We start from the raw sequence: 13,265 nt of genomic DNA, 5'->3' as shown, positions 1-13,265 counted from the left end.
AGAGCTGATGGTAGTGTGGGGTTACCCATGTGAGAGTAAGTCATCGCCAGCTCATTATTCTAAACACCCCCGTTCTAATGAATGGGGGTGTTTTTTTATTGTGATAAAAAATATATGTGTGGGAAATAAATATAAAAATACTAAGGAAGAGTTGTGCTATAAATAATAAGAAAATTAATCTTTTAAGTATGCATAATAAGGGAAGAGCATCTATGATAATTTATGGTGATGTCGGTTCGGGTAACTGCTATAAGATAAAACTATTACTTTCCTTATTAAATATTAATCATAGATGGATCCACGTTGATATTTTAAACAAAGAAACTCAATCAGCTGATTTTTTGTCCTTAAATCCTAATGGAAAAATACCTGTATTAGTCCTAGAAGATGGTCGTGTTTTGAGTGAGTCGAATGCTATCTTAGGTTACTTGGCTGAAGGAACAAAATTTATTCCTACAGATCCTTTTATTAAAGCAAAAATGTACCAATGGATGTTCTTTGAGCAGTATAGTCATGAACCATTTATTGCAGTTGCTCGTTTTATTAATAAATATTTAGGGTTACCACCAGAAAGAATAGAGGAATACCATAATTTACAGCCAAAAGGCCATAAAGCACTATCTATTATGGATAAAGCTTTAGTAGATCACAACTATCTTGTTGGAGATCAATTAACTATTGCTGACATTGCCTTGTATGCATACACGCATGTCGCGGAGGAAGGTGGTTTTGATTTGGAGCTATATCCAAATATTCAAGCGTGGTGTCAAAGGATTCGAGAATATTTAGGTTATGTAGATATGATTTAAATAAAAAAGAACTCATATAGAGTTCTTTTTTATTTCTGAAATTCTAATTTAGAAGTGTGCTTGTAGACCTACATATGGGCCTTTAAACTCAAATTTAAGGTCATTATTATCGTAGTCATCTAAGTCGATATTAAGTACGCGATAGCCTGCTGTTAGACCCAGATCAATGAGTAGGTTATCTGCAAATTTATATTTTACTTCTGCCAGTGCATCTGTAATTCGTGCATCATCAAAGTTTGTATAAGTTGCTTCAGCTTTAGCACTTAAGCCTGTAAACGGAAGTTTTACTTCACCTGACAAATAAGCAATAGGATATGTTTTATCAATATCCACACGCTTACCTGTATAGGCAGTAATATCACCATTTAATACAGTTGCACCAAGACCAGCATCTACACTTACGATATTATCTAGTAACTCGTAGTAGAGGATAAAATCGCTATGATCTAAATCAACTTTATAGTTGGCTTGACCTAAAGTTTCTGATTTAGTTTCGGTATCTAAATTTACATAACGAATTTTTGCATTTGGAATAAATGGAATTGGGTGTTCTACTGCTAATGAGATTTGAGCACTACCTTTTTGATCTAAATCTTGATCTTCAGGTGATTGAGAAGACATATTAGCTTTACCGTCATAGAACCAGTAACCTACGTCGCCTTTTACTCCTACGAAGTCTGCTTGAGCAAAGCCACTTAAGCCCATCCCGAGCGTTAATAAAGATATTTTTAATATTTTCATTTTTACATCCACATAAAAGAAATCTTTGAGCGCATGATATAGACATCTTGCTACAGATGCATTGATAAAAAATAAGGATCTGAGGTGTGTGAGATGAGTAAATTTTTAAACCTTAAAAAAGTTTATTTAATTCAAATAATTATTGTTTTCTTCTTCATTTAAATGAATTTAATCTTTTAGAAAATTTAGTATAAATTTTGTCAATCGTATCGGACTTATTAAATTTTAATTTAATAACTGGAGAGTTAAAAATAAATTAGTGGATAAGTTGAGTAATTAAATAAGTATTTTCAGGGATTGCAATAAAATTGCATTAAATAATAATTTTAATCTACAAGTAGTAGAACGTAAATATTAGCTGAAAAATAACCAATTGTGAAAAAAACTCAGAAAATTCGTAAAATTTCTGACGGAAATTACAGTAAAAAGAAATAAAAACAGGTATTGTTCAGCTATATAGGGGCAAAAAATGGACAAAAATCTTTAAGGAAGAATTTTCTATTTTTGCTTGTTTGTTAAGGGAATAAAAATACTCAAAAGGTGCATTTTATTTTCTACAAACACAAAAGTATTTTTTGGTTCTTTTTTTGCATGCGGAATAACAATCAACAATAGCAGTAAAAATAAGTAATCTTTTAACATTAGGTGTTCTATGACAGATTCTCGTGAAAACTGGACGTCACGATCTGGTTTTATTATTGCAGCCGTTGGTTCGGCTGTAGGCTTAGGTAATATCTGGCGCTTTCCATACGTTGCTTATGAAAATGGTGGTGGCGCATTTCTTATTCCCTATCTATTGGCACTTATTACTGCTGGTTTACCGTTACTATTTTTAGATTATGCGGTAGGACATCGTAGTACTGGTTCACCTCCTAAAGCGTATCGTGCCCTATTTAAAGGCGGGGAAACATTAGGTTGGTGGCAGGTTTGTGTCTGTATCATCATTGGTTTGTACTATGCAAGTGTACTCACTTGGGCTGGTAGTTATGTTTACTTCTCTATTGGCCAAATGTGGGGAAGTGATCCAGAAGGTTTCTTCTTTAATACCTATTTGCAGACCACAAAAGCAACCGGTTTTGATTTACAGTTTGTAGGTCATTTATTCTGGCCGATTGTTGGTATTTGGACACTTACTCTAATCATTCTTTATGGTGGTGTGAAAAAAGGGGTTGAATTATCGAATAAGATTTTCATGCCTTTATTATTCATTCTCTTCACTATTTTAGTGATTCAATCATTACGTTTACCAGGCGCGGTTCAAGGCTTAAATGCTTTCTTTACGCCGAACTGGTCAGCAATGATGGATTATAAAGTTTGGTTAGCGGCTTATGGCCATACTTTCTTCTCCCTCTCTGTCGGTTTCGGGATCATGGTGACTTATGCATCTTATTTGAAACCAAAAACGAATTTAACAGGTTCTGGTTTAATCGTTGGTTTTGCAAATGCATCAACAGAGATTTTGGCTGGTATTGGTATTTTCGCAGCGCTTGGTTTTATGGCACATGCGGCAGGTACTGAAGTTAAAGATGTTGTGAGTGGTGGGATTGGATTAGCATTTATTGCATTCCCTAAAATTATCTCAAGTTTAGGTACAGGTGCCGATTTATTTGGTTTCTTATTCTTCTCTTCACTTTTCGTCGCAGGTATTTCTTCGATGGTAAGTATTTTGGAAGTACCTATTGCAGCAATGCAGGATAAATTGAAATGGGGTCGTAAAAAAGCTGTAACCATTATTGGTGGTGGTAGTGCGCTTGTATCAATTATTTTATTCTCAAGTGTAAACGCAATTAAACTGGTTGATATCGTTGACCACTTTATCAATAACATCGGTATTATTGGCGGTGCTTTACTTTCTATTATTACCGTGGCTTGGTTTAAGCGTTCTGCTTTAATGGAACTTCGTGATCACGTGAATCGCATCTCAACTATTCAATTAGGTAAGGGTTGGGATTTCACTTTAACAGTCATTACATCATTAATCTTGTTAACTACACTCAGTATGACTGTATTTAATTTGATCAAAAATGGCTATGATACTTATAGTATGAGCTTACAAGGTGTATTCGGCTGGGGCAGTGTAATTTTCTGTGCAGTTGTTGCAATTGTTTTAAGCAAAATGAAAGATCGCTAGGAGGATAGAATAATGAATACTTCAGCAATCGTAATGATGGTAATTTCGATGGTGTTTTTATGGGGTGGCTTGGTTTTATCCATTATCCATTTATCGAAACATCCTGAAGAGTTAGATGATGTTTTAGAAGAAGTAAAAGATCAGCACACACTTTAATGCTGATCAAGTAAAAAAGCAGGCTTTAAGCCTGCTTTTTTTATGCAATTTTTTGAATTTTACAATAATAAAATCCATCACCAGACTGCGCTTGCGGCAGTAATTGGCGTCCATGAGTTTGCTCGATTCCCCAATTAGCTTCAATTTTAATTTCTTTTGCATTTGGATTTTCAGCAAAAAAAGTCATCATTTGCTGTTCATTTTCGGCTTTTAAAATTGAACAGGTGATGTAAAGCAATGTGCCGCCAACTTTGAGCTGTTGCCACATGTGGTCCAAGATCTGCTTTTGTAGTTCAATGGTTTGAGCTATATCGGTAGATTGGCGCAATAGGCGTATGTCAGGATGACGACGAATAACCCCTGTAGCAGAGCAAGGTGCATCGAGCACAATACAATCTACTGGCTGTGCAGGTACCCATTGAGTTGCATCCGCTGCCAAAATCTCTGTATGACTTTGATCAAGTGCTAAGCGATTTAAGTTCTCAGTTACACGCACTAAACGACTTGGGTCCTGATCAATAGCAATGAGCTGAGCAGGTTTAAATTTTTCAAGTAAATGAGCAGTTTTGCCCCCTGGGGCAGCACACGCATCAACTACTATTTTATCGTTCAAATCTGACAATAATGTTGCGCAAAGCTGAGCGTGTTCATCTTGTACAGAAAACCAACCTTGTTCAAAACCAGGTAGTTGAGTAATTTGTACAGATTGTTCAAGAACAATACCTGCTTCAGACAAAGTACATGCACGTGCCTGAATTTCTAAACTTTGTAGTTTTGCTAAATAAGCATCGCGGCCAATATGACGCTGGTTCACCCTTAAGGTTAAAGGCGCGACTTGCTTCAAAGATTGGCAGAGAGATTCCGTTTGTTCACCCCAATCCTTTTTTAAGCGTTTGAAAAGCCAGCTTGGTAAACCATGCGCCTGCTGTAAGCCTTGCTGAAAGTCATCAGTTTCACGAGTAGCTCGGCGCAAAATAGCATTCACAATACCGCTGAGAGCAGGGAATCCAAGTTGTTTAGTCGCATCTACTGTTTCTGAAATGGCAGCGTGTGCTGCAATACGCGTGCATAAAACTTGATAAAGACCGACATAAAGACAGGTTTCTACTGTCTCATTATTTAGAGGCTTGCTGAGCAAAGGTAGGCTAATTGATTTAAGCGCAAACCATTGACGTAATGTACCTAAAACGAGCTCGTGAAATAAAGCGCGATCGCGCTCTGCTACCTGATTGAGCTGTGTATTTAAAATACTAGCGAGTGATTGGCCTTGCTGAACTTTTAATAACGTCTGGACGACTTGAGCACGCAGGTTAAAACGTGAGGAATTTGAGGTAACCTGACTCATGGCAAAATTTGTCCTACATGAAGTTTTTGAGTTTGTGCAATTTGTTGAGCGTTTAATGCTTTACCACCCGGCCACTGCACGCTAGTCAGACAAATAAATGTATTTTCACCGCAAGCAACATGCACACCTTGTTTATCGATTGCAATAATTTCACCAGCTTGAGCATTCGCTTTGCTTTGGCTAGAAATTAGAGAGTTCCAGACACGCAGAGCATTATTTTCATCAAGTTGAACAAAAGCGACTGGCCAAGGGTTAAAAGCACGGATATTTCGGTCAACTTGAATAGCATCAATTGCCCAATCAATACGAGCTTCTGACTTTACGAGTTTATGAGCATAGACCGTTAAGCTTTCGTCTTGAACTTCGCGTTCTGCCAAATATTTTTGTAGTGTTTCTTCTGACTCAAGTACCGCACAAATTGCTGTTGCACCTTGAGCTGCGAGTTTGTCATGCAAAGTCGCTGAGGTATCTTCGGCAGTAATTGTGCAATAGGTTTTATACATCATATCGCCTGTATCTAAACCGGCAGCCATTTGCATGATGGTGATTCCGGTTTCTTCATCACCTGTTGCAATCGCACGCTGAATTGGTGCTGCACCGCGCCAACGAGGTAATAGTGATCCGTGAATATTTAAACAGCCATATTTCGGTGTATCGAGCACAGCTTGTGGAAGGATCAAACCATAGGCTGCAACCACCATCACATCAGCACCTAAAGCTGCCAGTTCTTGTTGAGCTGCTAAACCTTCTTCGGTTGAAGCTTTGAAGTGAAGAGGTTGATAAACAGGGATATTATGCTCAAGTGCAAGTTGTTTTACGGGAGATGGCGTTAGTTTTTGTCCACGACCCGATTTACGATCTGGCTGAGTATAAACCGCGATAATTTCATGGGAAGTTTTTAATAAAGCCGCCAATGCTGTTGCAGCAAATTCGGGGGTGCCAGCAAAAATAATTTTCACAAATGCAATCCAAAAAGAGTTTAGGCGTAGTATACGTGAAAAACGATTGAAGCCCTAAACTCATGGCGATTGAGCATTTTAGTTTTTAAATAGTGAACAAAAAATTATTGAAAAACTTTTATTGATAAAAAAAGGTTATGAAAAAATAAAAAATTATTCATGTAAGTTTTGCTAAATATTGACTGTCTATTACTGTTCTTGGCTTTCAGAATATTATTTGCTTCTATAGAATGGAGAATGATCAAATTATGATGATGAGTCAATATTCCGACTGATCTAACGCTATATCAGTATCATCCGCCAGAGCGGGAAAATTCCGCTCAAGCACAACTTGTTGGAAACACTAATGCCTGACTATCGTTCAAAAACATCTACACACGGAAGAAATATGGCTGGCGCACGTGGCTTATGGCGTGCAACAGGAATGAAAGATGAGGATTTCGGCAAACCGATTATTGCGGTGGTCAACTCATTTACCCAATTTGTGCCGGGCCATGTACATCTTAAAGATCTAGGGCAGCTTGTTGCAGCAGAAATTCAGGCAGCAGGTGGTGTTGCTAAAGAGTTCAATACGATCGCAGTAGATGACGGGATCGCAATGGGGCATGACGGCATGCTTTATTCATTACCATCACGTGATTTGATTGCTGACTCAGTTGAATATATGGTGAATGCACATTGTGCTGATGCAATGGTATGTATTTCTAACTGTGACAAAATTACTCCGGGAATGCTCATGGCTGCGATGCGCCTGAATATTCCTGTTGTTTTCGTGTCTGGCGGACCAATGGAAGCTGGTAAGGTTAAGTTCCGCGGTAATGAAAAAGCGATTGACCTTGTTGATGCAATGGTTGTTGCGGCTGATGAAAGTTATACAGACGAAGAAGTTGAAGAATTTGAACGTTCAGCATGTCCAACATGTGGTTCATGTTCAGGTATGTTCACTGCAAACTCAATGAACTGTTTAACCGAAGCTTTAGGTTTATCTTTACCGGGTAATGGTTCGATTGTTGCGACACATGCAAACCGTAAGAAACTATTCTTAAAAGCAGGCCAACTTATTGTTGAATTGGCTAAGCGCTATTACGAACAAGAAGATGCAAGCATTTTACCTCGTTCGATTGCAACCAAGGCTGCATTTAAAAATGCGATGACCCTTGATATTGCAATGGGTGGTTCAACTAATACCGTTCTGCATTTATTGGCTGCGGCAAGTGAAGCAGAAGTTGATTTTACAATGGACGATATTGATGAGTTATCACGTCGAGTTCCTGTATTGTCGAAAGTAGCACCTGCAAAACAAGACGTTCATATGGAAGATGTTCATCGTGCTGGCGGTATTATGGCTATTTTGGGCGAACTTGATCGCGCGAAGTTGCTTGATGTATCTGTACCGACTGTACACGAGAAAACTTTAAAAGATGCGTTGGATAAGTGGGATATTATTCGTACTGAAGATGCAGACGTTTATGAATTCTATCGTTCATCACCAGGTGGTGTTCCAACTCAAGTTGCATTCTCGCAAAATCGCTATTATTCAACGTTAGATGGCGACCGTGAAAAAGGCGTTATCCGTAATGCAGAACATGCATTCTCTAAAGATGGTGGTTTAGCTGTTCTATACGGCAACATCGCGCTTGATGGTTGTATCGTGAAAACTGCAGGCGTTGATGAATCAATCTTGAAATTTACAGGCACAGCACGTGTATTTGAAAGCCAAGATGCAGCTGTAGATGCAATTTTGGGTCATGACATTAAAGCTGGTGATGTTGTTGTGATTCGTTATGAAGGTCCACGTGGTGGTCCAGGCATGCAAGAAATGCTGTACCCAACTAGCTATCTTAAATCGAAAGGTTTAGGAAAAGACTGTGCATTGGTAACAGATGGTCGTTTCTCTGGTGGTTCATCAGGTCTTTCGATTGGTCACGTTTCACCAGAAGCAGCTGAAGGTGGTGCAATTGGTTTGGTTGAAGATGGCGATACCATTGAAATCGATATTCCAAACCGTACCATTCACTTAAACGTTGATGATGCAACTATGGCGCATCGCCGTACAGTGCAAGAAGCGAAAGGCTGGCATCCGATAGAAGAACGTAAACGTAAAGTATCAAAAGCGTTAAAAGTTTATGCAATGCATACAACAAGTGCAGCGAAAGGAGCTGTACGCGTTCTATAAAATATTCAATTTTAATAATTGATTAGGAATCATGCACCCTTTAACACGATGAATTGCTATCATGTTAAGGGTGCATTTTTCATGTCTGGTAAAAAAAATCAGCTTGTAGAAAAAGGTGTTTTTAGATCATTCTATGGGTTTGCCATAAAATGGTGATAAAATCTTCACCTACGTAGAAACTTGCTAAAAACATGACTTATTTTCTGCGTAAACTAAGGTAGTTATATTTCAATCTCGACTACTGTTTTACCTTGCATTATGATCAAAACAATCTTTGATCTCGCTTAGGATTTATTTTTTAGAGGCACAACTCATGTCACTGCTACGCCGTTGGTTTGACCCTATTCGATCGAGCTGGTTTTACCAAAAGCCTTCTCGTCAAGCGGTGTTACCCACGGAAAATGGTTTAAGTATTTATTTACGACTTGATGATGTGTATAGCTATTTGGCTGTTCAGCAATTGTCTCAGCTAGATGAAATTTTAAGTGATGAACTTAAGCCTTTAAAAATTATTATTTCGCATACGGCTTCTGAACCTCCAAACAGTATGTCGCATGAAGAGTGGCAGAATTATTGTCTAAATGATGCCAAGATATTAGCCAAACAACATCGTTTCGGTTTTGATGAATTTCCAGAAATCCCAAGCCCAGAATCTTTAAAACAAGCGGCAGTCATATTAAAAAGAACCCCATTACAAGGTCAGAATTTCTTCCATTTACTAGAAGATATTTTCCACATGCTTTGGCAGCAACAATATGGAAAGTTGCGTACTTTACATGCCATGGCAGTTAAACATCAGCTTCCTCAACATTTTTCAGAACGTATTTTTACGGATGAGCCTGTACCTGCGGCTTACTTTGAATTTGGCGGACGTAAATATCACGCAGTAGATGATTTATTACGTTTAACTCGTCGTCTGAAGCAGCAAAAGTTACTGACGGGCAATCCAATTTTTTTAATTAATCATATCGAATGGCGTGAACATTTGATTAATGATGCTGAAGCACTTACCGAGATTCAGACCCTTCATCCTGAGCTTGATATCTATATTGCTTTAGAAGATCCAATGAGTTGGCTGTTACTTGCCTATATTAAGGAAGAGCTGGCTGATTATTATGATATTCAACTAAAAGTTTACCCTTTAAGTTATCAAGGTCGAGACTGGTTTGACTGGAGTTTGGCGACACGTGTTTCTAAACGAACAGGTGTGGCCTTTACGCCATTTTGTCGCCCTACTGAGGAAAGCACATTAGAGATGGCAAAGCTTTTCTATAGTGTGCAAGAGAATCAGCAAATCGATACAATTTTTACGATATTGCAGGCAGTTTGGACAAAAGGAAAAGATTTATCTTTTTTAAAACATTTCCAACAGTTACAGCAACAACTTGGGATTGAGCAGCTAACCGACCAAGATGTGCAATCTGTTTTGGCGCAGAATGATGCACTTTGCAAAGACAAGCATCAGCCTGATTTGCCAGTTTTAGAGCTGCGTATTGATGGTCAGAGCTACGTATTTAATAGCTTGTATCGTGTATGGATGATCGAAAGTATTTTTAGTAATGTATTAGAAGAGAAATATAAAACAGCCTCAACTTTTAATTGAGGCCTACTTCTAAAAACAAGAATAGGGCAATACCTGTTTTTTCCGTAGCATATCCTTTAAGGAATCGGAGATAAACAGTGACTTTTTTAGCAATTATTATGGTGGTCTTTGCCTTCGCTGGCATGATTAAAGGCATGATTGGTTTAGGATTGCCTGCGGTATCGATGGGCTTACTCACCATCGCAATGAGTCCTTTTCAGGCAGCTTCTCTTCTGATAGTTCCTTCAATGGTCACTAATGTCTGGCAACTTTTTGCTGAAGGACATGTCTGGGCTTTTATTCGTCGTTTCTGGACGTTGCTTGTAGGCATTGTGGTGGGTTCAATATGGAGCTTTTTACCTACTTTAAGTCAAAGTCATGGGCATAGTAGTGAAATTTTATTGGGCTGTATGTTAGCCTTATATGGACTCTATGGTCTGTGTGTGAAGAAACTTCCACACTTAGGGAAGCATGAACGTTGGCTATCACCGATTATTGGATATATCGGCGGGGCAGTGACTGTAGCAACTGGTGTCATTATTATTCCAATCGTTCCTTATTTGCAATCTTTACATTTAAAGCGTGATGAGTTGGTTCAGGCTTTAGGACTAACGTTTACTGTCTCTACCATTTGTCTTGCAGTCTTTTTACACCACAACCCGATGTCGGGAATGACATTGGATTATCGTTTATCTTTCGCTGCATTGTTGGCGGCGCTCGTTGGAATGTGGTTAGGTAAAAAAATCCGTTATCGGTTAAATGAGCAGTTATTTCGTCGTATCTTTTTTATAGGTTTGGTGTCATTAGGGCTTTATATGATTTTGCATTAAGCCAATTTTTAAGGGCGATGTTGCAATAAAAAATCTGAAAATTGTTTATAACTATTAGGGAGCTGATTGAAATTTTGTGTAGCCAAAAGCAGTTTACGATTTGCCCAAGCACCTAGCAGTTGAATGGAATGAAAGTCATAGTCTGATTGCAAACGCTGGGCAGCGCGAGCCGGCATAATCGCAATTCCGACACCTTTGGCGACTACCTCAGCAATCGCCCCAAAATTAGGTAAGCGCAAACGGTACTGTATGTTAAAGCCTAATAGCTTAGCTTGAGTTTCGATGGACTGTTGCAATGAATGATGGGGTTTAAGACCAATAAAACCATAACTTAAAGCCTCTACCAAATTCAGCTCTTGTTGTTGAGCTAAATTGTGAGTAGGAGGACAAATTAGAACTAATGGATCGCTAGCAAATTCCTTAGTTTGCAAATGTCTGGTATCAAAAAAACTTGAGACCAGCCCAAGATTTGCAACTCCTTGCGTTAATGCCTCTACAATTTCTGAACTTTCTGCCTCGTGTAAATCAATGTTCATTTCGGGATGAAGCACCAAATATTGCGGTAATAACGGAGGCAAATATTCGCTTTGAGCAGAAGAGTTACACCAAAGCGTTAATGACTCTGTGGTAGGCGGCCTAAAACGCTGCATTTCTTGTTCGAGCTGCTCTTTTTGTGCCATAAGTTGACGTGCATGCTCAACAAAAGCGTGTCCTGCTGTGGTGAGCTCTACACCAGTGGTGTGACGAATAAATAAGGGTGTTTCGAAATATTGTTCGAGTTTTTTAATACGTTCGCTTGCGGCTTGAAGTGAAATCGCAGAGCGGTCTGCACCTTTGGTTAGACTACCTGTAGAGACAATATGAAGAACCAGCTGTAAATCAAAAAAATCAAAACGCATGACAGGGAACGTATTGAAGGCTAAAAAGTCATCATACTAAATCGTAATAAAAAAAGGCAGCTTGCGCTGCCTTTTTGAATTTAGGTTTTATCTTTTAAACTAAACAGCCAATTTAAAATAATGGCCGCAAAAGTTGCTGTACCAATACCACCTAAATTGAAGTTACCGAACAATAATTCAAAGTTACCAGCACCTAAAATAATCGTGACCGAAGCAACAATCAGGTTTTTATTGTTAGAAAAATCAACTTTGTTTTCAATCCAGATTTTTGCACCGGCAATGGTAATTAAACCAAACACAACAATAGATGCACCTGTTAAAACTGCGCTTGGGATCGTACTAATTACCGCACCAAATTTTGGAGATAGACCTAAGAAAATTGCAAAGACACCTGCGATCACAAAAACAATGGTTGAGTACACACGAGTGACTGCCATCACACCAATGTTTTCACCGTAAGTAGTCATGCCCGGAGCGCCGACACTACCAGATAGTGTTGTTGCCAAACCATCTGCAACAAATGCTTTACCTAATTGTGGAGTCAGGTTTTCACCAGTCATGGCACCTACAGCTTTAATATGCCCTAGGTTTTCTGCTACTAAAATAAGAGCAACCGGAGCAATAATGAGCATAGCTCTGGTGTCAAAAGTAGGGTGTGAAAAACTTGGAATACCGAACCACGCAGCTTGAGAGATCTGACTAAAATCGATTGGTTTACCTAAACCTAGCCCATTGGTGGTGATGGCATAAATCACATAAGCCAAGATTAAACCGACCAATAAAAGTAGACGTTGCAATAAGCCGCGAGTAAAGACCGCAATACTTCCCATACAAAGTACGGTAATGAGTGCCATCCACATTTCAAATGGTTGGCCTGCAACACCTTTAATTGTCACTGGTGCAAGGTTTAGACCAATAATCATCACAATGGCGCCAGTCACCACAGGTGGCATGAGTTTTTCAATCCACCGTGTACCTGTAAGCATCACAATAAAACCGATGATGGCATAAAAAACACCACATGCTACGATTCCACCTAAAGCCATGGATAGATTTGGATTGGCACCTGAACCTGTAATATGTCCAGTTGCAGCTGCAACCACACCAATAAAGGCAAAACTTGATCCTAAGTAACTTGGAACGCGACCACCTGTAATTAAGAAGAACAGGATGGTACAGATGCCAGACATTAAAATGGCAAGATTTGGATTAAAACCCATGAGTAATGGTGCTAAAACAGTTGCTCCAAACATGGCAAACGCATGTTGAATACCCAAAACAGCACTTTGAACTGGAGGGAGATATTCATTGGTAGAGACTGGCCGATGGTCAATATCACCTTGGTAAGGCTGCCATTTTGGAAACCAATTGGACATAAAATAAACTCGTTATTCTTTAATTGGTGCAATGATACTCTTTCTTGAGAATGCATTTAATCTCTAGAGAGAAGTATGTCAGTGAAAATTAATTATTTTTTAACGATTGGTATAATTTTTTAAATTCTAAATGTACGTATTTAGTTATTTTTTTCTTATAAAAATTAATTTTATGATTTTTAAAAAATATTTAAAAAAATAGAAAATCGGGGAAAATTTAAGAAAACTGGGGAACTTTGTAAGTAAAAAGCAGCGCATCGG

The 13,265-nt window shown here is 38.5% G+C and carries 11 protein-coding genes; 6 read left to right on the top strand and 5 right to left on the bottom strand.

From position 1 onward, the window contains the following. Positions 1-212: 212 nt before the first annotated feature. Positions 213-809 (top strand): glutathione S-transferase family protein, encoded by a 597-nt coding sequence (locus RFW85_RS05380; RefSeq protein WP_068613311.1) that lies wholly within the window; start codon positions 213-215, stop codon positions 807-809. Between the two features lie 48 nt (positions 810-857). Here RFW85_RS05380 and RFW85_RS05375 read toward each other — a convergent pair whose 3' ends face one another. After that, complete coding sequence (locus RFW85_RS05375; RefSeq protein ID WP_086354945.1) at positions 858-1,562, bottom strand: TIGR04219 family outer membrane beta-barrel protein; 705 nt, start codon at positions 1,560-1,562, stop codon at positions 858-860. A 640-nt stretch (positions 1,563-2,202) separates the two neighbouring features. On the opposite strand from RFW85_RS05375, the gene RFW85_RS05370 reads away from it, so the two are divergent. Both RFW85_RS05370 and RFW85_RS05365 read left to right on the top strand, forming a co-directional pair. Then, entirely contained in the window at positions 2,203-3,681 is a 1,479-nt protein-coding gene (locus RFW85_RS05370; protein WP_309171220.1) for a sodium-dependent transporter, read from the top strand. 12 nt (positions 3,682-3,693) lie between these two features. Continuing rightward, positions 3,694-3,837 (top strand): methionine/alanine import family NSS transporter small subunit, encoded by a 144-nt coding sequence (locus RFW85_RS05365; RefSeq protein ID WP_016142648.1) that lies wholly within the window; start codon positions 3,694-3,696, stop codon positions 3,835-3,837. A 40-nt stretch (positions 3,838-3,877) separates the two neighbouring features. Here the strand turns inward: RFW85_RS05365 and rsmB are convergent, their stop codons facing one another. Together rsmB and fmt are read right to left on the bottom strand one after the other, a co-directional pair. After that, a complete protein-coding gene (gene rsmB, locus RFW85_RS05360) occupies positions 3,878-5,182 on the bottom strand; it encodes a 16S rRNA (cytosine(967)-C(5))-methyltransferase RsmB (protein WP_161282613.1) in 1,305 nt (434 codons plus the stop codon). After that, positions 5,179-6,141, bottom strand: a complete 963-nt coding sequence (gene fmt / locus RFW85_RS05355) for a methionyl-tRNA formyltransferase (protein WP_161282614.1) — start codon at positions 6,139-6,141, stop codon at positions 5,179-5,181. Before fmt ends, rsmB begins: the two co-directional genes overlap by 4 nt. Before the next feature lie 346 nt (positions 6,142-6,487). Between fmt and ilvD the strand changes: the two genes are divergently transcribed. The 3 genes from ilvD (at position 6,488) to RFW85_RS05340 (ending at position 10,729) form a co-directional block, all read left to right on the top strand. After that, positions 6,488-8,317 (top strand): dihydroxy-acid dehydratase, encoded by a 1,830-nt coding sequence (gene ilvD / locus RFW85_RS05350; RefSeq protein WP_170247938.1) that lies wholly within the window; start codon positions 6,488-6,490, stop codon positions 8,315-8,317. Positions 8,318-8,630: 313 nt separating this feature from the next. After that, positions 8,631-9,920: a hypothetical protein gene (locus RFW85_RS05345; protein ID WP_032007455.1), complete on the top strand. Its 1,290-nt coding sequence runs from the start codon at positions 8,631-8,633 to the stop codon at positions 9,918-9,920. A gap of 77 nt (positions 9,921-9,997) precedes the next feature. Further along, the gene (locus RFW85_RS05340) at positions 9,998-10,729 is read left to right on the top strand and encodes a sulfite exporter TauE/SafE family protein (protein WP_238516904.1); all 732 of its coding nucleotides are present in this window, start codon (positions 9,998-10,000) and stop codon (positions 10,727-10,729) included. A gap of 8 nt (positions 10,730-10,737) precedes the next feature. On the opposite strand, the gene RFW85_RS05335 is transcribed toward RFW85_RS05340, so the two are convergent. Both RFW85_RS05335 and RFW85_RS05330 read right to left on the bottom strand, forming a co-directional pair. After that, complete coding sequence (locus RFW85_RS05335; RefSeq protein WP_170247939.1) at positions 10,738-11,628, bottom strand: LysR family transcriptional regulator; 891 nt, start codon at positions 11,626-11,628, stop codon at positions 10,738-10,740. An 80-nt stretch (positions 11,629-11,708) separates the two neighbouring features. Next, a complete protein-coding gene (locus RFW85_RS05330) occupies positions 11,709-13,004 on the bottom strand; it encodes a solute carrier family 23 protein (protein ID WP_170247940.1) in 1,296 nt (431 codons plus the stop codon). Positions 13,005-13,265 lie beyond the last annotated feature (261 nt).

Origin of the sequence: Acinetobacter sp. 12966 (genome assembly GCF_031196995.1) — a bacterium.
In the GTDB taxonomy this organism is placed as follows: Bacteria; Pseudomonadota; Gammaproteobacteria; order Pseudomonadales; family Moraxellaceae; genus Acinetobacter; species Acinetobacter geminorum.
This window is presented reverse-complemented; position numbering and strand designations above follow the sequence as displayed.

What these genes read in the sequence shown, in the direction of transcription:
- RFW85_RS05380 (WP_068613311.1), top strand. Translation starts at nt 213, where the DNA reads ATGATAATTTATGGTGATGTCGGTTCGGGTAACTGCTATAAGATAAAA.
- RFW85_RS05370 (WP_309171220.1), top strand. Translation starts at nt 2,203, where the DNA reads ATGACAGATTCTCGTGAAAACTGGACGTCACGATCTGGTTTTATTATT.
- RFW85_RS05365 (WP_016142648.1), top strand. Translation starts at nt 3,694, where the DNA reads ATGAATACTTCAGCAATCGTAATGATGGTAATTTCGATGGTGTTTTTA.
- rsmB (WP_161282613.1), bottom strand. Translation starts at nt 5,182, where the DNA reads ATGAGTCAGGTTACCTCAAATTCCTCACGTTTTAACCTGCGTGCTCAA.
- ilvD (WP_170247938.1), top strand. Translation starts at nt 6,488, where the DNA reads ATGCCTGACTATCGTTCAAAAACATCTACACACGGAAGAAATATGGCT.
- RFW85_RS05345 (WP_032007455.1), top strand. Translation starts at nt 8,631, where the DNA reads ATGTCACTGCTACGCCGTTGGTTTGACCCTATTCGATCGAGCTGGTTT.
- RFW85_RS05335 (WP_170247939.1), bottom strand. Translation starts at nt 11,628, where the DNA reads ATGCGTTTTGATTTTTTTGATTTACAGCTGGTTCTTCATATTGTCTCT.
- RFW85_RS05330 (WP_170247940.1), bottom strand. Translation starts at nt 13,004, where the DNA reads ATGTCCAATTGGTTTCCAAAATGGCAGCCTTACCAAGGTGATATTGAC.